General features: G+C 62.6%; 16 protein-coding genes. 3 read left to right on the top strand and 13 right to left on the bottom strand.

All coding sequences use genetic code 11. The annotated features are described in order from the left end of the window. The first annotated feature begins 8 nt into the window (after nucleotides 1-8). On the top strand, nucleotides 9-1,595 hold the full coding sequence (locus EOC93_RS15215) for an ABC transporter substrate-binding protein (RefSeq protein WP_126105512.1): 1,587 nt from the start codon (nucleotides 9-11) through the stop codon (nucleotides 1,593-1,595). A gap of 324 nt (nucleotides 1,596-1,919) precedes the next feature. Then, nucleotides 1,920-4,067 (top strand): hypothetical protein, encoded by a 2,148-nt coding sequence (locus EOC93_RS34820; protein ID WP_245461466.1) that lies wholly within the window; start codon nucleotides 1,920-1,922, stop codon nucleotides 4,065-4,067. Between the two features lie 140 nt (nucleotides 4,068-4,207). On the opposite strand, the gene EOC93_RS15205 is transcribed toward EOC93_RS34820, so the two are convergent. The 6 genes from EOC93_RS15205 to EOC93_RS15175 all read right to left on the bottom strand — a co-directional run bounded on the left by EOC93_RS15205 (nucleotide 4,208) and on the right by EOC93_RS15175 (nucleotide 10,516). After that, nucleotides 4,208-4,864 (bottom strand): hypothetical protein, encoded by a 657-nt coding sequence (locus EOC93_RS15205; protein WP_127205007.1) that lies wholly within the window; start codon nucleotides 4,862-4,864, stop codon nucleotides 4,208-4,210. Between the two features lie 269 nt (nucleotides 4,865-5,133). Next, nucleotides 5,134-5,871, bottom strand: coding sequence for an MOSC domain-containing protein (locus EOC93_RS15195; RefSeq protein WP_164759142.1), 738 nt, complete (start codon nucleotides 5,869-5,871; stop codon nucleotides 5,134-5,136). 25 nt (nucleotides 5,872-5,896) lie between these two features. Next, a complete protein-coding gene (locus EOC93_RS15190) occupies nucleotides 5,897-7,558 on the bottom strand; it encodes a dipeptide ABC transporter ATP-binding protein (RefSeq protein WP_127205005.1) in 1,662 nt (553 codons plus the stop codon). A gap of 11 nt (nucleotides 7,559-7,569) precedes the next feature. Continuing rightward, nucleotides 7,570-8,397, bottom strand: coding sequence for an ABC transporter permease (locus EOC93_RS15185; RefSeq protein ID WP_127205004.1), 828 nt, complete (start codon nucleotides 8,395-8,397; stop codon nucleotides 7,570-7,572). Further along, nucleotides 8,394-9,335, bottom strand: coding sequence for an ABC transporter permease (locus EOC93_RS15180; protein ID WP_095489116.1), 942 nt, complete (start codon nucleotides 9,333-9,335; stop codon nucleotides 8,394-8,396). Before EOC93_RS15180 ends, EOC93_RS15185 begins: the two co-directional genes overlap by 4 nt. Next, a complete protein-coding gene (locus EOC93_RS15175) occupies nucleotides 9,317-10,516 on the bottom strand; it encodes a C45 family peptidase (protein ID WP_127205003.1) in 1,200 nt (399 codons plus the stop codon). Before EOC93_RS15175 ends, EOC93_RS15180 begins: the two co-directional genes overlap by 19 nt. 136 nt (nucleotides 10,517-10,652) lie before the next feature. On the opposite strand from EOC93_RS15175, the gene EOC93_RS15170 reads away from it, so the two are divergent. Further along, a complete protein-coding gene (locus tag EOC93_RS15170; RefSeq protein WP_164759141.1) occupies nucleotides 10,653-11,585 on the top strand; it encodes a GntR family transcriptional regulator in 933 nt (310 codons plus the stop codon). Nucleotides 11,586-11,633: 48 nt separating this feature from the next. Here the strand turns inward: EOC93_RS15170 and dhaL (EOC93_RS15165) are convergent, their stop codons facing one another. The 7 genes from dhaL (EOC93_RS15165) to EOC93_RS15135 form a co-directional block, all read right to left on the bottom strand. Beyond that, nucleotides 11,634-12,311 (bottom strand): dihydroxyacetone kinase subunit DhaL, encoded by a 678-nt coding sequence (gene dhaL, locus EOC93_RS15165; RefSeq protein ID WP_126107395.1) that lies wholly within the window; start codon nucleotides 12,309-12,311, stop codon nucleotides 11,634-11,636. Nucleotides 12,312-12,364: 53 nt separating this feature from the next. After that, the gene (locus EOC93_RS15160; protein ID WP_126105520.1) at nucleotides 12,365-14,461 is read right to left on the bottom strand and encodes a bifunctional sugar-binding transcriptional regulator/dihydroxyacetone kinase subunit DhaK; all 2,097 of its coding nucleotides are present in this window, start codon (nucleotides 14,459-14,461) and stop codon (nucleotides 12,365-12,367) included. Nucleotides 14,462-14,607: 146 nt separating this feature from the next. Further along, nucleotides 14,608-15,270: a dihydroxyacetone kinase subunit DhaL gene (gene dhaL, locus EOC93_RS15155; RefSeq protein ID WP_126105521.1), complete on the bottom strand. Its 663-nt coding sequence runs from the start codon at nucleotides 15,268-15,270 to the stop codon at nucleotides 14,608-14,610. 10 nt (nucleotides 15,271-15,280) lie between these two features. Beyond that, entirely contained in the window at nucleotides 15,281-16,273 is a 993-nt protein-coding gene (locus EOC93_RS15150; protein ID WP_095489120.1) for a dihydroxyacetone kinase subunit DhaK, read from the bottom strand. Between the two features lie 22 nt (nucleotides 16,274-16,295). After that, nucleotides 16,296-17,066, bottom strand: a complete 771-nt coding sequence (locus EOC93_RS15145) for an SDR family oxidoreductase (protein WP_095489121.1) — start codon at nucleotides 17,064-17,066, stop codon at nucleotides 16,296-16,298. A 60-nt stretch (nucleotides 17,067-17,126) separates the two neighbouring features. After that, a complete protein-coding gene (locus EOC93_RS15140; RefSeq protein ID WP_095489122.1) occupies nucleotides 17,127-18,113 on the bottom strand; it encodes a substrate-binding domain-containing protein in 987 nt (328 codons plus the stop codon). Nucleotides 18,114-18,229: 116 nt separating this feature from the next. Further along, entirely contained in the window at nucleotides 18,230-19,234 is a 1,005-nt protein-coding gene (locus EOC93_RS15135; protein ID WP_095489258.1) for a sugar ABC transporter permease, read from the bottom strand. Nucleotides 19,235-19,313 lie beyond the last annotated feature (79 nt).

Here is a 19,313-nt window from a genome sequence, read left to right as displayed (position 1 = left end):
AGATAAAAATGGGAACAAGATCGGGAATGGGAAGACGATTGATCCGGGTGCTGGCGGCAATCGCCATGATGGCGTGTGCGCTGCCGGCGATGGCGCAGGAGCAGCCGAAAACCGGCGGCACGCTCAAGGTTCGTATTAACGCCGACATCCGCGCCACCGACGGTCTTAATCGCGACGCGAACACCGACACGGTGCTGCACCAGATCTTCGAGACGCTGGTGGCCTACCGCGCCGATCTCACGGTCGGCCCGGCACTGGCCGAATCCTGGAAAGTGTCGGACGACGGCAAGACCTATGCCTTCACGCTGCGCGACGGCGCGGCTTTCCACAATGGCGACGCCGTGACCTCATCCGACGTCAAATGGAACTGGGACCGCCGCATGGATGCGGCCAACGAGTGGTTCTGCATTCCGTTCTTCGACGGCAGCCAGGGGCTCAAGGTCGATGAGGTGGCGACGCCTGATCCACGCACCGTTGTCTTCACGCTCAACGCGCCGAATGCGCTCTTTCTCGCGCAGCTCGCCAATGTCCAGTGCAATGGCTGGGTCGCCAGCCCGAAGAATGTCGGCACCGACGGCAAGTGGATCGCCGACAGCGCCATCGGCAGTGGCCCCTTCAAACTGAAGGAATGGGTCAAGGGCCAGTATGTCACGCTCGAACGCTTTGCCGATTACAAGCCGGTGAAGGAGGCGCCGAGCGGCTTTGCCGGCAGCCGTGAGGCCTATGTCGACGAGGTGCGCTTCATGGTCATTCCCGACACGGCGGCATCGGAAACCGCGCTGTTCGCCGGCGAGCTCGACGTTCTGCCCGATCTTGAATCATCGCGTGTCGAGGAAGCCAAGTCGCGGGGCATGACGGTGCTGTCGACGCAAGGCCTGTCGTGGACGGCGATCCTGCTGCAGACCAAGGATCCGCTGCTGTCGAACGTCAAGATACGCGAGGCGCTGGCGCATGCCGCCGACATCAACCAGATCGCCGCCGCTCGCACCAACGGTGTCGCCGCCGGTGACCCCTCTGCCGTCGCCCAGGCGAGCTCATTCTTCGACGGGGATTTTCTCAAATGGCCGGAATACGACCCGGTCAAGGCCAAGGCGCTGCTAGACGAGGCCGGCTACAAGGGCGAGCCGATCAAGATCCAGACCAACACCCGCTACCAGGGCATGTATGAAAACGCCGTGCTGCTGCAGGCGATGCTGACGGCCGCGGGCTTCAATGCGCAGCTCGAAGTGCTGGATTGGGCGGCACAGCTCGACAATTACCTTGCCGGCAAGTTCCAGATCCAGTCCTTCGGCTATTCGGCGCGTCTCGATCCGTCACTGATGTATGGCGTCATCCTCGGCGACAAGGCGACCGATCCGACAGCGCAGTGGGACAGCAAGGAGGCCCTCGACCTCTACACGAAGTCGATGGCCACGACCGACCCCGCGCAACGCAAGGCGCTGTTCAAGCAGCTCCATGCCCTCATGGCAAAGGATGTGCCGATCCTTGGCCTCTATTACGAGCCATCCGTCGACGCCGTGTCGCCGAAGGTGAAAGGCTATTCAGTATGGCCCGCGGCAAACCCCCGCGCATGGGGTGTCTGGAAAAGCGAATAGGAGCTGGCGGTTGTCTGTCGCTCGAAAGGTCGGAGGCGTGTGGCCTCCGATCTTTTGTTTGAGCTACCTGGTGGTGAAAACCTGACGCTTGGTACCGGGGCCGTAAACCCGCTCAGGGCGGGAAGGAGACCTAAACTCACCAGCTCTCCCATGGCGCGTTTGCGCCAGGAGCGATCGTTCGACAGCGATCCGAGCAGCAATGGCCGTTCTGCGTGGCCGAAGTGTCTCTGACCTTTAGTACGAGGTGACGGTTGACCGTGGAGGTCTGTGACCTAGCTTTGTGACCTAACTTAAAGCTCAAGCGGACCGCCCACAGGCACGGCAATGCCAAATCATCTTGCCGAAATTTACGCAAACAACGCAGATCTCGTTATCCTGGGCGGGATAGCAACACTTGCCTCGGTGGGCCTCTATCTTATGCTCCGGCGTATCCGTCGCCTCACATCAGATGAGAGCGAAGGCGAATCTGATCCCCCCGAGGAGGCATCTTGGGATTGGGAAAGCCCGGTCGACCTTGCAACCGAGCCTGCTTCTTCTTCTCAGGTTGCCGTGCCCTCAGACACGGCAGACCTGGATGATCGGCATCACGATGCCACTTACCTTCGGTTCGGGGTGCGAATCGAGTATTTCGACGTGATCTCCGAAGCTTACGAGAGCTCGTCTGTGGCCCAGACCAACGCTTTCGCTTCCGCGACGAACATGCCGCAATCCGGCCGCCTTGCGACATCGGTCAGAGAAATCGCTGGCTATGTTCGTAGGCAGGTGGCTGCTAATCTTGCCAACGTAAGTAGTCCAGTATTGAGGGCCCTGAGCCGTATGCCGACACAACTCGCCGCGGCGGAACGTGGGGAGCGAATTTGCGGGTCAGCATGGGACCAATTGGGTCATAAGGTTTCGCCGCGCAAAGTTGCTCAGTTGGCCAATCCGGCGCATCGCGGTTTGAATGTCACAGCTCAAAGGGGAGGGTTCAGCCTGGATCCCGAGCCGACCATCGTAACGGCCACCCCTCCTCGCGTTGGCAAGCCAATCGGTCTTGTGCCCCGCTTGGGCGTCGCCGCAATCTGTCTGGCCGTGCCGCTTAGCTATGCGATGACGAGACAAAACTGGGTCGAAAGCGCCCCCGCCATTTCGCGGGCCCAAGGCACGAGTGTCGACTTGCTCAGCCCGGATCTCACGGCTGCCCGGCTGCAAGTCGGGGCAGCCGGTGGTCAGGCAGCCGCTGCAGGGGAATTGGGCGGCCAGGAGCACCGGGTGGCGGAAAGCGAACGCGCCAGGAGCGCTGCTCTACAGGGAGCACTCCTCGAGTCGCGCAAGCAGATCGATGCGCTGAGGACAAGCATCGCAGCCTCCGACAACGCACACGAGGAGCGATTGCGCAACGAGCTCGCGGCAGCCCGCACACTTGACGCATTGCGGCGCATAGCGGGAGATGCCCGCACAATGCTGCGCGAGGCCACCAACTATGTCTTTACGGAGATGCCCGCTGCTCATCTGGAGCGTCAGCGAGCCGAATGGCGGGCGCGCGATCTGTCGCGAGCGCGGGCGAAAATTGAACAGCTTGAGGCCGAGGCGGCCGAGAATCGCGCCAAGGCCAAGGCTTCGCTGGCGCAAGCGAGCGGAATGCTCGACGACGAACGCCGGAAGTCAGAGAACCTTGGTGGCGATCTCGCCGAAGTGAAACTGTCCAATGCCGCGCTCAAGGAGCGCGCGGACGCGGCTGAGCAGGAACGGACCGGTGCAGTCACAGCGAGAGAACGAGTGGAGCAGACCGCGGCCCAGACGGGGGGCGCGCTGGCTCGAGAACGCGCTGCAGCAGCGTCGATTCGTGAGGAGCTAAAAAAAGCTCGCCTTGAGCGCGACGCGTCTGAACAGGAACGAGCAAGAGCGGTGTCAGCGAGAGAGCGTGCCGAGCAGACTGCAACCGAGACGGCACAGGCTCTGGCACGAGAACGTGCTGCAACAGCGTCGACGCGTGACGAGCTGGAAAAAGCTCGCCTCGAGCGCGTCGCGGCTGAACAGGAACGAGCCAGAGCAGTCTCAGCAACAGAGCGTGCAGAGCAGACTGCAACCGAGACGGCGCAAGCGCTGGCACGAGAACGCGCTGCAGCAGCCTCGACCCATGAGGATCTCGATAAGGTTCGCCTCGAACGCGCCGCCGCTCGAGCACTTTTGGTACGGGTCACCAGGCTGAACGAGGCTCTGGACAAGCAACGTGAAGACAATGTTTCTCTTGCCCGCGACCTGGCTGCGGCGCGCGCGGACAATGACAGGCTCAGGGCTGAGCGTCGCAGCGCGCAGATTGAGCGGCCGCCGAAGCCGCGCGCTGGCCGCGCAGCAGCCGCTGCCGGCGGGTTGAAGGCTGTCAGCCAGAAGACTGCACGCAGCAAGGTTCGCAACCCGTCGCGGATTGCCCGGGTGCGTTCTCTCACACTTCCCTATTCCCTCAGGCCAAGACACGTGACCTTGGAGTGATTTCCAAAACGAATGTGCATCCTCCTATCGAAGGCCCAAGGCCTTTGGGAGGCGTTGCCTCGCACCCTCTCACGACGCCGCGGATGGATCACCCTTCGAATTCATCCTGCTCTCGTCGGCGGGGAGTTCTGCGCGATACGCTATGTCAGCCCGATCACCCTGCCTGTCGCGTTCAATTCGCATTTGATCGGCGCCTGCCGCGTCTCCACGTTGCCTTGCCGTCCATAGTCGATGCTGACCTCAACGGGAGCCGAGATCGTATCCGGGCTCAACCGACGTATGGAACCTGCGCTGTTGACGCGCACACTGGTCGCGCCAAACGGGGCGGCGGCCGACTCGATTGCATCATGGCAGGCGCGAACGACTTCATCCGGGACGCCCGGCAGCGCCTTGATTGGACGGACCGTCGATGGACTGTTGCTGGCGCTGAGAGGCTGGAGGTTGGCCGGGAGGTCGAGCGACCGTCCGGCCCCTGCGGACCGGGCGACACTGACGGCAGTGGCTGCCGGAGTGGCCGGCACTGCCGCCGTTGCGGCGGTGCTGGTTCCATCGTCGTCCACCGGTGAACTACTGCTGGAGCCGCTGGGCTTGGCGCCAGGCCCTTTGTGCGAGCCGCCTTTGCGGCCTTCACCGTGATGGCTGCCAGCGCTATTGCCTCCGCCACCATGGTTGCCAGCGCTATTGCCTTCGCCGCGCTCGCCGCCGGCAGCAGCTCCTACGCAAGCTACCGCGATCGAGCAAACGAATGCGAAATATGCCCAGCTGGATTCAGGAGATTGACGCACGACCACCTCCATAAAGTGCGTCGGTCGAACCGTCTTTCCGCGGCATGCAGTCAGGACGGCGCGACCGCCGCCGCCCTCAGGCAAACTCGCGACTAAGGCGCCCACGGAGCTAAACTAGGGGATGAATCCGGTGTATCAAGGACGCGGTGCGTAGTGGCCGGCATCAGCAGCGAGTTCGGCAAACAACGCATACTCCGCATAGCCGCCATCAAACTTACGGCCCATCTCACCCATCAGCCGCCGCAACGTGCCGCCGTCCAACACCGAAAGCTGGATAAAGATCAGGCTTCGTTCAAGTTGACCCGGTCGGCCATCCTGACTTTGCCCGGCTGCATGACCCGACAGAGCGCGCCGAAACCGCCTTCGCCGTGGCGCGCTATGGTTTGCAGCACTGCCGGTTCGAAAGCGAGATCGCCTTGCGCCAGCGCGGTGAAGGTGCAGCGCGCGCAGGATTCCGAAATCATGATCCGCGCCTCGCCGATCGAAAGCACTTTTCCGATGATCTGCTGCTCGACGAAACCATCCCGCGAAGCGTCGGTCTCGATCACGATGTTGGGCCGGAACCGCCTGGAATCCACTTGCGAGGGATCCGCAAGCAGGCCGGCGAGCCTGTTCATCGAGGCTGACGTGACGATGTGGATGTCGGCGCGCTGATAGCGTGGCGCGATATGATCCTGGGCCTCCGAGCCGAAGGGGACGTGCGGGTGCAGCGCCGCCGGGAAATCGAGGAAGGCCGAAACCAGCTCGCCTGCGCGGCTGGAGCCGGCATCGATCCAGGAGCCATCGTCCAATCCGATTTCCGGCCGGTCGCCCTTCAGCCTTGCAAGAAGGTTGGGCAACGGCCGCCAATGCTTTCGCTTCTCCGGCGCGGCAACAATTCCGTCGCGCCGGTCGACGATGCCCCAGATCCGGTCGCCCGGAATACCGCCTTCCGCAAGCTCCGTTCCGTCCAGCCGTTCGCCGCCCATCGAACTGACGGGATATCGCCAGATTTCCTTGATATGGCCGAACGGTGTCATGGTGCGGAGACGAGCCGTGTCGCCGTCATTGCGCCGCTGCCTTGCGTGCGCCCGCGCCATCGGCGAAACGGCGGTCGATCAGCATCGCCGCATCGAGAAGGGCGCGCGTATAGGCGTGGCGCGGCCGGTCGAAGACGTCGTCGCGGTCGCCGATCTCGACGATCTTTCCGTCCTGCATGACGGCGACCCGGTCGGCAACCTGCTCGACCGCACCCAGATCATGCGAGACGAAGAGACAGGCGAAACCGTAGCGTTCCTGCAACGACCGGATCAGAAGCAGGATCTGTTTCTGCACTGTCATGTCCAGTGCCGAAACCGGCTCGTCGGCGACGACGAAGGCCGGTCGCCTGACGATCGCCCGCGCGATCGCGACGCGCTGGCGCTGACCGCCCGACAGCTGATGCGGGAAACGCTCGAGAAGGTCGCGCGTCAGCCCCACTTCCTCAATGACCTCATCCATGCGGGCGGTGCGCCGCATGCGGTCCAATTCGGGGTCGAGCTTCAACGGCTCGGTGACGATCTCGGCAATGGACTGGCGAGGGTCGAGCGAGGAATAGGGATCCTGGAAGACGATCTGCATGTCGCGACGCTGCTCACGCGCGTCAGCCGATCGATCACTTGCAATCGCCTTGCCAAGAAACGAGATCGTTCCACTGGCCGGCCTGACGAGGCCGACAATGGCGCGCCCGAGCGTCGTCTTGCCGGAGCCCGACGCGCCGACCAACGCAAGGGTTTCGCCGCGCCGGATGGTCAGATCGACGCCGTCGACGGCGCGCTTCGGTTCCGCGCGCGCAAACAGCCTGGGACGGCCCGGATAGTCGATGACGACGTTGCTGATTTCGACCAAGGGAGGGCCGTTGACGGCTCTTCTCGATCCGCCGGCGCTGCGCTTGGGAAGGGCGTCGACCAACCGCCTTGTATATTCGTGCTGCGGCGCGTGAAGAACCTGGGTGCTGCTTCCCTGTTCGACCGCCTTGCCTTCGCACATCACCGTCACGTTGTTCACATAGTGCGACACCATGCCGAGGTCGTGGCTGATCAGCAGGACGGCGGTTCCATTCTCCCGCGTCAGCTCCACCATGAGGTCAAGCACGTCGCGCTGCACCAGCGTGTCGAGCGCGGTGGTCGGCTCGTCGGCAATCAGCAGGCGCGGTTTGAGCAGCATGACCGATGCGAGCATGATGCGCTGGCGCATGCCGCCCGAGAATTCGTGCGGATAGGCGGCAAGGCATTTGCCGGGATCCTTGATCTGGATTCTCTCCAGCATTGCCAGCGAGCGGTCCTTTATCTCGGCGCGCGACATGTCGCGATGCAGGCGAAGCCCTTCCGCCATCTGCTCGCCGATGGTGACAGCGGGATTGAGCGAGACCATTGGCTCCTGAAAAACCATGCCGATCTGCGCACCGCGTATCTGGCGCAGCGCCTTTGGGGCAAGGCTGGTGAGTTCCTGCCCGCCGAAGCGGATGCTACTGTCCGGGGTCGTGACCAGCGGGGCAGGGAGCAGGTTGAGGATCGAGCGGGCTGCCATCGTCTTGCCCGAACCGGATTCGCCGACCAGCGCCAGCATGTCACCGGGCGCGAGATCGAAATTCAGCTCGTCGACGATCCGCTTTCCCGATGGCCCGACCGAGATCGACAGGTTGCGCACTGAAAGCATCGTGTTCTTGTCCCCGGTCGGCACGAGCATGTTTCCAGCACCTACATTTTCGGGTCGAGCCAGTCGCGCACCGCGTCGCCCAGCATGTTGATGCCGAGCAGCGTGATCGAGATGCAGAGACCTGGCAGGATGATCAAATGCGGCGCCTGGCCGATATAGGGCCGTGCCGTCGACAGCATGTTGCCCCAGCTCGGCGCCGGAGGCGGGACGCCCAGTCCCAGAAAGCTCAGCGCGCTCTCCGACAGGATGATCCAGCCGAACATGGTGGTGGCGAGCACGATGATCGGGGCGACACAGTTGGGCAGCACGTGCCGCGCCATGGTGATGATCTCGCTGTTGCCCATCACGCGCGAGGCCTCGACATATTCCCGCTCGCGAATGGACATTACGGAAGCCCGCACCACGCGCACCACGATCGGCATATAGGCAAGGCCGAGCGCAAGGATGATGCCTTCGCGGCTGGCACCGATCACCGCCATCAGGCCAAGCGCCAGGAGCAGGCCTGGGAAGGCGAGGAAGGCATCGTTGACCATCATGATGATGCGATCGACCCAGCCCCGCAGGAAACCTGCGAGAACGCCGAACACGGTGCCGGTGATCAATGCGAATATAACAGTTGCAAAAGCGATCCAGGCGCTGGTACGCGCGCCGCTGGCGAGGCGGCTGAGCACGTCGCGTCCGAATTCGTCGGCGCCGAGCAGATGCAGAGACGAGGGCCCGCTGAGGCGCGACGGCAGATCGAGCTTGAGCGGATCGTAGGGAGCGATCCACGGACCGAACACGGCTAGAAGGATCAATGTTCCGGTGACGATGATCCCGAAGATCGCGTTGAATTTCAGACCGGGCCGGCCGAGAGCACGGGCGATCATGCGGTAACCCTCGGATCGAGCAGCGGATAGACGAGGTCGACGAGAAGATTGACCGCGACATAGATGAAGGCGACGAACAGCATCGTTCCCTGAACGACGGGATAGTCGCGGGCATAGATGGCGTCGACCAGCAGCCGGCCGAGGCCGGGAATGGTGAAGACGGTCTCGATGACGACGATGCTGGATAGCAGGCTGCCGAGCACGAGCCCGATCAGGGTCCAGGTGGGCGCGAAGGCATTCTTGAATGCGTGGCGCCACATCACCGCGCTTTCCGAAAGCCCCTTTGCCCGCGCATGGGTGATGTATTCCAGGCGCGCCACCTCGATCGTGCTGGCCCTGGCCATGCGCGCAATCGGGCCGGACTCGACGAGCACCAGGGTGACCACGGGCAGGATCACATACAGAGCGGCTTGCGCGAAGTCGCGGCTGAACGGCACATAGCCGACGATCGGCAACCAGCCGAGATAGAGGCCGAAGATCAGCATGAGCATCAGCCCCAGCCAGAAACTGGGGATCGAGAGCAGGATGGTCGAGGTGGCGACGACGGCGATATCGCGCAGACTGTCCTGCTTCCAGGCGGCCAGCATGCCGGCGGGCACGGCGATCGCCGAGGCGACAAGCACAGCAAGAAAAACGATGATCGAGGAGACGGCGAAACGGTCGAGGATCAGCGGCAGCACTTCTTGCCCGCTGCCGATCGAGCGCCCGAAATCGCCTGAAAGGACATTGCCGATCCAGATCAGGTATTGCACCACCACGGGCTGGTCGAGCCCCATCTGATGCCGCATCGCCTCGACCTGTCCGGGCTGTGCGAGGTCTCCCAGCATCAAGGTCGCGGGATCGCCCGGGATGAAGCGCATCATCACGAAGACCGCAACCGACACCAGGATAAGTGTCGGTATGGCGCTGGCGATGCGGGTCAGGACAAAGCGGACCATCGTTTCTCCTGTGCTGATATCGAAGATGTCTCCCGTGCCGGCACTGCCTTCTCCGCCCTTGCGAGGACCGCATCGTCCATGGTGAGCTCGTAGCTGGTGAACTCGCGGTTTTCAGCCGGCATCGGAGCGATCTCCATGACGCCGGTGGCTGGTTCGAAGACGATCATCGCGACTGTCGCCGAGAGATTGCCGCCTTCTTTCCTGACCACTGGACGGCACACGCTGAACGGCGAAGCGAAATCGTCGAACAGGGCTTCCTTCACATCGTCGATCGTGATGTCGCCATGCCGCGCCGACAAATGCCGGCGCACGCGATGGTCACGATAGAGACTGTCCGGCACATCGCGAAGTCCGGTCTCACGCAGCTTGGACAGCGCGACCGGGCTTTGCCAGTGATTGGCATGGACGATCATGTCCTTGTCCGGATAGATCGCAAACACCTCGTCCGGCGCGCATTCGAGATCGACCGTGAACCCCTCGGCGGTGCTCAGGATCATGTTGTTGGAGCCGGATTTCGGCGTCGTCGCCACCACCTTGATGGCGTGGGAGAAATGCTGCGCCTCGAGGGCCCGGCGGCGGATGAAGGGAAGCGGAATGCCGATCTCGCGATAGTCACGGTCGGATTCGAGATAGTTCGCGGTGATGCCGATGCCGGCCGCGTTGAAGCCGCTGCGCGCCAGTCCGCCGGCTTCGGTGAAGGTGAGGAGGTCCGGCCCGTCCGTTCGCCGGATGCGCAACACCACCGATGTCTCGGCGCATTCGGCCCTCCAGTCCCAGTTCTGGCCATGGATGAGCCTGCCGTTCCGGGTTGCTTCCGGCAGGATCGCCGCGCCCGTGCAACCGTCGGGCTCGTCGTCGGAAATGCCTTTCTCGCGCCGGGCAAGCTGCAGGATTTCGGTGCGCGCATTGACCAGGACGATCGAGGACAGATCGACATTGGCGCCTGACGCGATCCCTTCCATTTCCTCGACGAGGTCGGGCGCCCATTGCCGAAGGCGAGGCAGGAAGATGCCGGAGAACCGCCCGACATCGTCCCGCCTGAAGCCGAAACGGTCGAGCTGCGCAGCGTAGAGCGCCACCGAAGCGCCGATGCGCCCGCGCGCCTGTTCGCCGTAGGCCGTGCCGCGCGCTTTCGGCGCTCCTGCGATTTCGACAAGCGGAAATGGTGTGACTGTTGTCATCAAAAGGAAAGCCTCAAACTCGTATGAGTCCGGATAGTAATGCATTTTGATTGAATGAAAAGCAGAAAAATTCGATAGATTGCCAGTTCGAACTGCGTGGCGCATATCTATAATGCGAATGCCTGAGGAAGTGCATATGAACGAAACGATCATCGACCGGCAGCCACGCAGTGAGGCGGCCAGCCCGCTGCAGATAGATCTGGCGCGGCGGATCCTGGAGCGGATCAGGGATTCGGGCTGGACGGTTGGAACCCGCGTCTCGGTGCCGGACCTTGCCCGCACGTTCGGCGTTTCGCGTTCTCCCGTCAGCGCAGCGCTGGAACTGCTGGTCGCCCAGGGCATCTTAAGTCCCTTCGAGACGAGGGGGCTGCAATTGGCGCGCGATGTCGCCGATCTCGACCCGGAGGATATACTGCCCAGTTCTCCGCTCGAGGAGCTTTACTGCAGGATGATGCGGGAACGCGCGCTCGACCAACTGCCCCAGGAGGTGTCCGAGGCGGAACTGATGCCGCGCTATCAGGCATCACGCGGCATCGTGCGCAAGCTTTTGCTTCGCTTTGCCGCCGAAGGCCTGGTGCAGCGCCTGCCGGGGCACGGCTGGCGTTTCGCCGACACGCTTGTCGGCGAGGATGCCTACCGGGAAAGCTATGAATTCCGGATGGCTGTTGAATGCGCGGCGCTGCGGTCGCCCATGTTCAATGCAGACCCCCAGCAACTGGCGCCGGTCCGCCGCGCACACGAGCGCATCCTGGCGATCGTGTCGACAGGCAAGACGCTGATCGGCGGCGATGAATGGTTCCGGATCAACGCGTCATTTCATGAAGGACTTGCGGCCTGTTCCGGCAACCGGTTCCTGGCCGATGCGGTGCGTCAGCAGAACAATCTGCGCCGGTTGCAGGAATCGGCGGGTTTCGAGGAACTGCCGGCGGAACGCATCGAGCAGTCCTGCCGGGAACACCTCGCCATTCTCGATGCCGTCGAGGCGGGCGAGATCGAATGGGCCGAGGCGCTGCTGCGCCAGCATCTACGGCAGGCCTCCGAGTTCGGTGCGCCGCAGCGCTCTATCTGACGGGCAGCGATTCCGGCCGCTATTTGGGCTGGTCAGGTTCGAGCCTGATCAGTCCGTTCCACTACTGCTGATCGTTCCTGGTGCGCTGTCAGAAAAGGTGTCTTTCATTGCGCGCAGGATAATGACGGCCGAGGCCGCGCCTGGGTCGATGTGCCCCAGGGACCGCTCCCCGAGCCGTGCCGCCCGGCCACGGGCAGCGACCATGGACCGTGTCGAATTCGCGCCGGCTTCCGCGGCCGCCAGGATGCCGTTCCACATCTCCCGGCTGCCGGCGGCGCGCGCCTGTGCGCTGACCGCAGCTTCGGTTGCTGGAATCCAGGCGTCGAGCATGGTCTTGTCGCCGCGCTGCCCCTTGCCGCGCTCTCGAATGCCGGTCGTCATGGCCTCGATGATCGCCGCCTGGCCTGAAGGTGAAAGGCGTTCGTCCTGTTTGAGGGCTTGCGCCGCTCTGCGGAACGCGGTCGCATAAAGCGGCCCGGTGGAAGCACCGACGGCATCGAGAAAGGCGGACGCGGCAGCTGTGAAAACCTCTGACGGCAGCATATGGTCGAGATCGAGCTTGGCCAGCTCAGCGTTCACAGCCATGAAGCCGAGAGACATGGTAATGCCATGGTCGGCATCGCCAATGGCGCCATCGAGATCCGAGAGATGGTCCTTTCCCGCCTCGATCGCGATGGATATGCGATAAAACATCCTGCTCAGGCATTGCGCCGCGTTTTCGGACATCATGTTCCTCCCGGTTCCAGCAGGATGCGGCCACAGGCGCGTATCCTGTATCCTCAGCCGACCCGCAGGACAGCGGTATCGCAAGGATGGTGCAATAGCTCCGTCAACTCATTGTCGAGGTGCAGGATCGATATGGACGCACCGACCATGTCGAGCGAGGTGCAATAATGTCCCACCCAGTTCGCCTCTATCTTAATGTCCTTGGCGCTCAGCCGCTGCTCCACGCGCCTGAACAAAATGTAGAGTTCCATCAGCGGCGTTGCCCCGAATGAATTGATCAGCACCGCGACACGGTCGCCCGATGCCGGCTTCATTTCGGAAAAGATACGGTCCATCACCCGGTCGGTGATCTCGTCGGCGCTCATCATTTTTTCGCGGATGACGCCGCGTTCGCCGTGGATGCCCATGCCGATCTCAATGTCATCGGGACCGATCTCGAAATTGTGACGACGGGTCTGCGGGAGGGAGCAGGGCTCCAATGCGACCCCCATCGTGAATGTCCTCGAATTGGCCTTGCGTGTCGCCGCTTCGCAGGCATCGAGCGACAGGCCGCGATCGCAGGCGGCGCCGGCGATCTTGAACATGAAGAAGTTGCCGGCAACGCCGCGGCGGCCTTCCCTGTCCTCCAGCGGCGAAGAGGCGATATCGTCGGTCGTCACGACCGTTCGGACCTCGATGTTGTTTTCCGCCGCCATCTCGGCCGCCATCTCGAAGTTCATGACATCGCCGGCATAGTTGCCATAGACGAAGAGCACGCCTTGCCCGCCGGATGCCGCCCTGGCGCACTGAAAGATCGGGCCGGGAGGCGGCGATGAAAAGATATTGCCGACAGCCACGGCATCGGCGAGACCCTTGCCGACATAGCCGAGAAAGCAGGGCTCGTGCCCGGTGCCGCCGCCGATCACAAGCCCCACCTTGCCAAGTCGCGGCCCCGTGCGGGCAACGAGGGCGCGATGCGAGCCTTTGATCGGCTGGATATAGGCGCCATGCGCCTTCACCACGCCGTCAAGCATCTCCTCGACGACATCGTCAGGGTCGTTCAGGAACTTCTTGATGTGGGTCCGGAAGTTGCTGGGCAGGGCCACCGAGCTATCGATCTTCGGGCGTTGGGAAAGCTTTTGATCGAGCTCCGTCACGCCATCGGCATTCAGAATGCCGCGGCCCGTGGCAGCGTCGGTGATGAGCACGTTGACGTAGCCGCCGCGGAGCGCGGCAAGGATCGCCGGCACCTTGTCGAAACCACCGGCGACTGCAATCCGCAGGCCGATAGACCTGAGCATGTCGAGCGAAATTCCGATCGTCCGGTCGTCGAGCGGGCCAGCTACCGGGTTGCCCCGCCCGTCGATGAAGCGTCCCGCGAGGACGCCCACGGCATCTTTGGCGAGATATTGCTGCACCGAAACCGATTCGAAAAAACCGCTGGTGTGGATCGTTGAATTCGGACGCAGCGAGGCGATGCCGAATAGCGCTTTGTTGGCTTTAGAAAGCGCTGCGAACTGACTTTCGATCAGCGGCTCGCGCAGAAGAATGTCGCGGACTTCCGCATTGGAAACGATAGCCGGCGCGGTGATGTTGATCAGCTTGCCATTGACGGCATTGGCGATGGCGGCCGCGCAGAGTTCCGGAGTATAGGCAAAACTTGCTCGCGTGCCGCCAGTCGCCTGAACGACAGTGACGTCCTGAAGGCCGGGCACGGAGGCCTGCTCGCCAATCGCCAACACGGTTCGCCCCCAGGCAACGGCCACCGTGTCTCCGGATTTCAGAAGCTTGGTCAGAGCCTGCGCGGCCGCGGTGCCGAGACGATCGATCAGCGGACGCGCATTGTCGTCGCTCGGCACGACGAGGCAGTCATGCAGCCCGAAATGCCGTTTGAGTTCCTGTGCGATCGAGAGCGAACTCAGCCGTGATGGCTCGAGGGAAATGTTGACGATGCCGCGGGCGCGGGCATCGGCCAGGTAGCTGTTCACTGTCGCCCGCGAAATGCCCATGATTTCGGCGATATCGCCTTGCGTCATGTGGTCTTCGTAGTAAAGCCAACAGGCCCAGACATAGGGATCGTCACCATAGCGCAAGGGAATGGGTTCGGCGCCAGCCTCGGGTCCTGTCCGCACCGTTCCGTTCTTCCGCGCCGATGATGTCTTGACTGTCATGCTGCCTGGTTTCCCCGAATCCAGAATCGATCCTCAAGATGAGCGCAAACAGAGGAACTCACAATCTTGGTTCGATCAGGCGTTAACCTGGCTTCCGGCTGTAAAATCAGCCGGAGGCCAGCGCTCGGGAGGAGCGTAGTCGTAGCTCAATCACTCGCAGTCGCGGACTGCTGCAACTTCTCCTTGGCACCGAGCGCCAGTGCTTTCAGAATCAACGCACAGGATGTGGCGCCGGCGTCGAGCACGCCGAGCGAGCGTTCGCCCAGGCGGCTGGCGCGGCCAATCCTTGCAACCAGGTCCTTTGTGCCGTCACGGCCTTTTTCGGCTGCGACGACGAGCGCATCCAGAGCTTCCGGGAACGGCTTGCCGCCGGCGTTGGCGCCGTCGAACGCTTGGATCGCCGGCATGAGCGTATCGAGAAGCGTCTTGTCGCCGACCTTGGCCGATCCGATCGCCTGGATGCCGTCGAGACCACTGGTGAGCATGGCACTGAAAGTCCGGGCATCGATGGATGAAGATTTCTCGATCGTTTCGGCGAATTGCGTGAACATGACGCCATAGAGCGGCCCCATGGAGCCGCCGATCTCGGTCATCAGCACCGTGCCCAGCGTATCAAAGGCGGTGGCCAGCGACATGTCGTTGCCCCTGATCCGCTCCGCAGCCATGCCGAAGCCCTTGGCCATGTTGACGCCGTGATCGCCGTCACCGATTTTGCCGTCGATCTCGCTCAGATAGGCTCGGTTTTCGATGATCCGGTCGGCGATCGAAAGAACGATGTCGCCAGCGGAAGCGTTGTCAAACTGCTGCATTCGCCTGCTCCTAAAGCCTTGCGGGACAATCGACATCCACGTCCAGCAGCCTTTTCAACTCGGCGTCGAGCGCCATGACCGTGAGTGTGGCGCCGACCATTTCCAGCGAGGTGAAGTAGTTGCCGATGTAGGTCTTGTAGATGGCTAACCCGCGTCCGGTGATTTCCTGCTCGATCGTATCGTGGAGGATGTAGAGTTCGTTGACCGGCGTTGCGCCGAGGCCGGACACAAGAACCGCAACTTCGGTTCCGGCGGCAAGATCGTGATCATCAAGCACGATCCTGACCATCTGCTGCGCTATTTCGACCGCGGACTTCAGCGGCTCGACCCTGACGCCCGGCTCACCATGATGACCGATGCCGACTTCCATCGTGCCCGGCTCAATCAGGAAGTTGGGATGCCCCACGGCAGGCAGCGTGCAAGGGCCAAGGCCAACGCCGATGGAGCGGCAATTGTCGATCGCCCGCTGCGCCGTCGCCTGCACGTCCTCGAGGCTGGCACCTTGCTGGGCCTTGGCGCCGGCGCATTTCCACATGAAGATCTCGCCGGCGACGCCTCGGCGCTTCTCACGCTCATCCGGTCCGGCCGAGCATACATCGTCGTTGGCGACGACGGTTGCGATCGTAATGTCCTCCTTGGCCGCGAGCTTGACGGCCATCTTCACATTCATGTTGTCGCCGGCATAATTGCCGTAGAGGCAAACGACACCCTTGCCGCCATTCGCCTCCCTTGCGGCGTCAAGGAAGCTCTTTGCCGTCGGCGACGAGAAGAGCTCGCCGACCGCGACCGCGTCCAGCATGTTGCGGCCAGTGTAGCCGATGAAGGCAGGCTCATGGCCGGAGCCGCCGCCGGTGATCACGCCGACCTTGCCGCTGACCGGCGCATGGCGGGCTGCGATGACGCGCGGGTTGCTGCCGAGCCTGACGATGTCGGCATGCGCCTTGACGAAGCCCTTGACCGTATCTTCGACGACCTCGTCGGGATTGTTGATGAACCGCTGCATTGTTGCTCCAATCCTGCGCCGGTCAGACAATGGTGTAGCCGCCATCGACCAGAAGGTCGGCGCCGTTGATCATGTCGGCGCCGTTCGATGCCAAAAACACCGCCGCGGCGGCTATTTCTTCCGGAAAGGCAAAGCGGCCGGTCGGAATGCGTTGCTTCAGCGCCTCTCCGCGCGGCCCATCCCAGGCCTTTCTGCCGAGGTCGGTCAACACCACCGTCGGCGAGATCGTGTTTACCGTGATGCCGTGCTTGCCCCATTCGGCGGCAAGTGTCTTGGACAGGCCGATGACGCCGAATTTCGAAGCGCAATAGGCGACGTGCTGGTCGATCGCGACAGTGCCGGCCTGCGAGGCCATGTTGATGATCTTGCCACCCTTGCCAGCTTTGATCAGGGCACGCCCGGCGGCCTGGGAAACAAGGAAAGTTCCCTTGAGATTGATATCGATGGTCTTGTCCCAGGCATCGAGGCTGAGATCCTCGGCGGGAGCGAGCAGGGCGACGCCGGCGCTGTTGACGACGATGTCGATACGGCCGAAGGCGGCTTGCGCCGCAGCAAACACGGCTTCCACCGATCGCGGATCGGACACGTCGCAGACGAAGGATTTCGCACCGTTGCCGAGTTCGTCGGCCTTCGATCTCGCAACGGATTCATTGATGTCGATCACCCCGACGACCGCGCCCTTCGCGGCAAACGCCGATGCGATGGCGCTGCCGATGCCGGAGGCGCCGCCAGTGACCAGAGCGACCTTGCCGCCCAGTGAAAAATTGAGATCAACCTGTATTGAATCCGTCATGGTGCTCTTCCCGGCTTGTTGGAAAGTGGGGCGGGCAAGAGAGCCCACCCCACGGCTGGATTACTTGCGCGTCGCCAGAAGCTGATCGACGTTTTCCGCCGTCACCGGCGTCCACGGCACATTGTAGATCTTCTCCTTGCCGTCGTTCCACGGCATGTCCTTGTAGGTTGCCCAGATGTCGGATTGCGGCTTGTAGTCCCCCTTCTTGGCAGCGAAGATAGCAAGGTCGAGCGCACCTTGAGCCTGGGCGCGCGCGTCTTGAAGGATCGAGGTCATTTCACCGGCCTTGACGGCATGGAGCGCATCGGTGATGCCGTCGATACCGGCAATGGCGAAGCTCTTCACGTCGAGGCCGGCGGCCTTGATCGCCTCGATGGCGCCGAGCGCCATTTCGTCATTCTGGCCAATCACGCCGTTGATCTGGTTCGGATGCGCGGTGAGCCAGTTTTCCATGAGCGTCTGGGCTTCGGCGCGCGACCAGTTGGCGGTCTGATCCTCGAGGATCTTGACATCCGGGCACTCGGCAAGCGCTTTCTTGTTGCCTTCGAGGCGGGAAATCTGCGCGGACTGGCCGACCGGCCCTTCGAGGATAACCACATTGCCCTTGCAGCCGATCTTGTCGAGCACGGTCTTGGCTTCCATGTAGCCCGAGATCGTGTCGTCGGATCCGACATAGGAAGTCAACAGATCGGAGTTGACGCGGGTGTTCGAACCGACAACCGGAATGCCGGCATCGGCTGCCGTCTGAACGGCTGCCGCGCCGGCGTCGACGTCGATCGGAGCGAAGATGATCGCATTGTACTGCTGGGTGACCATCGTCTTGAACTGGTCCTGCTGGACCAGGGCATCATAGCGGCCGTCGAAGACCGTCAGCTCGACTTCGCCGCTCTTGACGGCCGGGTGCTCCTGAAGCGCTGCCGACCAGATCTGCATGAACTCCGCATTCAATCCGTAAGGCGCTGCGCCGATCTTGATCTTCTCCTGCGCCATGGCCGACGAGGCCAGCAGCGCGGTCGCAGACGCGAGCGCTATCATCAATCTTTTCATTCCGTACCTCCACTTAAGTGAGCGACCGACATGGTTCGCCTATCAACGGACACGCGCAGTGCAGGTCCGATTTCGAAAGGGGCCTTTTGTTTGAGCCTCGGATTGGGTCCGACGCCCTAAGCCCCGTAGTTTCTCTTCTGGTCAAGCATCACGGCGCCGACGATCAGGGCACCCTTGAGAACTTGCTGGTAGTAGGATTGGATACCCATCAGATCGAGGCCGTTGTTCATGACGCCGATGATCAGCGCGCCGATCAACGTGCCCGTCACCCGGCCGATGCCTCCCGAAAGGCTAGTCCCGCCGATCACCACCGCCGCGATCGCATCCAGCTCATAGGCAATGCCGGCCTGGGGAAGCGCCGAGCCGGTGCGGGCGCTGAGCAGCATCCCGGCGAGGCCGGCAAGGCCGCCGGATATGACATAGACGACGAACTGGATGCGGGTAACGTTGATGCCCGAGGTCCTGGCCGCATGAGGGTTGCCGCCGACGGCATAGATGTAACGGCCGAAACGGGTCCGATTGAGGATCCACCAGGAGACCGCAAACACGACTGCGAGAACGACGACCGGTGCGGGTATGCCAAGGACATTGCCTGTGCCGATCCAGCGGAATGCTGGTGTCAGCGCGGGAACCGGACGACCTCCGCCATAGATGAGGGTCAGTCCGCGCGCCGCCGACAGCATGCCTAGCGTCGCCACGAAGGCCGGCACCGAAAACCGCGACACGATCACGCCGGAAACGGCACCGCAGGCAATGCCGACCAGCAGGCCGATGCCGAGACCCAGGGCGACCGGATAGGGCGCGCCGGAAATCCCGGCGGTCGCGGAGGAGGTCACGAAGCTGGCGCTGACGATGCCGGCAAGCGCGACGACGGAGCCGACCGAGAGATCGATGCCGCGCGTCAGGATGACGAAGGTCATGCCGATGGCGAGGACACCGTTGATCGAGGTCTGCAGCAGCACGTTCGAGATGTTGCCGGCCGTCAGGAAGAACTCGTTGGAGACCGAGAGAACCGCCGCCAGGATCAGGAACGCGAGGAAGATCCCGTATTCCTGAATCAACAGCCGGCGCTGCTCCGAGCCGAGCCAGCCGCTCGCATTCCTGTTGTCGCTAACCGACATCACCGGCTCCTTTGCCGCTGAGCGAACACCCCTGTTCATGTTGAAAGGTGGACGAGTGATTGGGCATTCGTTTCCTCCC

The sequence above is a fragment of the Mesorhizobium sp. M6A.T.Ce.TU.002.03.1.1 genome, from assembly GCF_003997275.1.
Taxonomy (GTDB): Bacteria; Pseudomonadota; Alphaproteobacteria; order Rhizobiales; family Rhizobiaceae; genus Mesorhizobium; species Mesorhizobium mediterraneum.
This window is presented reverse-complemented; position numbering and strand designations above follow the sequence as displayed.

Excerpts from the sequence above, each read along its gene's own strand:
- EOC93_RS15215 (WP_126105512.1), top strand. The coding sequence starts at position 9 with ATGGGAACAAGATCGGGAATGGGAAGACGATTGATCCGGGTGCTGGCG.
- EOC93_RS34820 (WP_245461466.1), top strand. The coding sequence starts at position 1,920 with ATGCCAAATCATCTTGCCGAAATTTACGCAAACAACGCAGATCTCGTT.
- EOC93_RS15205 (WP_127205007.1), bottom strand. The coding sequence starts at position 4,864 with ATGGAGGTGGTCGTGCGTCAATCTCCTGAATCCAGCTGGGCATATTTC.
- EOC93_RS15195 (WP_164759142.1), bottom strand. The coding sequence starts at position 5,871 with ATGACACCGTTCGGCCATATCAAGGAAATCTGGCGATATCCCGTCAGT.
- EOC93_RS15190 (WP_127205005.1), bottom strand. The coding sequence starts at position 7,558 with ATGCTCGTGCCGACCGGGGACAAGAACACGATGCTTTCAGTGCGCAAC.
- EOC93_RS15185 (WP_127205004.1), bottom strand. The coding sequence starts at position 8,397 with ATGATCGCCCGTGCTCTCGGCCGGCCCGGTCTGAAATTCAACGCGATC.
- EOC93_RS15180 (WP_095489116.1), bottom strand. The coding sequence starts at position 9,335 with ATGGTCCGCTTTGTCCTGACCCGCATCGCCAGCGCCATACCGACACTT.
- EOC93_RS15175 (WP_127205003.1), bottom strand. The coding sequence starts at position 10,516 with ATGACAACAGTCACACCATTTCCGCTTGTCGAAATCGCAGGAGCGCCG.
- EOC93_RS15170 (WP_164759141.1), top strand. The coding sequence starts at position 10,653 with ATGAACGAAACGATCATCGACCGGCAGCCACGCAGTGAGGCGGCCAGC.
- dhaL (WP_126107395.1), bottom strand. The coding sequence starts at position 12,311 with ATGTCCGAAAACGCGGCGCAATGCCTGAGCAGGATGTTTTATCGCATA.
- EOC93_RS15160 (WP_126105520.1), bottom strand. The coding sequence starts at position 14,461 with ATGACAGTCAAGACATCATCGGCGCGGAAGAACGGAACGGTGCGGACA.
- dhaL (WP_126105521.1), bottom strand. The coding sequence starts at position 15,270 with ATGCAGCAGTTTGACAACGCTTCCGCTGGCGACATCGTTCTTTCGATC.
- EOC93_RS15150 (WP_095489120.1), bottom strand. The coding sequence starts at position 16,273 with ATGCAGCGGTTCATCAACAATCCCGACGAGGTCGTCGAAGATACGGTC.
- EOC93_RS15145 (WP_095489121.1), bottom strand. The coding sequence starts at position 17,066 with ATGACGGATTCAATACAGGTTGATCTCAATTTTTCACTGGGCGGCAAG.
- EOC93_RS15140 (WP_095489122.1), bottom strand. The coding sequence starts at position 18,113 with ATGAAAAGATTGATGATAGCGCTCGCGTCTGCGACCGCGCTGCTGGCC.
- EOC93_RS15135 (WP_095489258.1), bottom strand. The coding sequence starts at position 19,234 with ATGTCGGTTAGCGACAACAGGAATGCGAGCGGCTGGCTCGGCTCGGAG.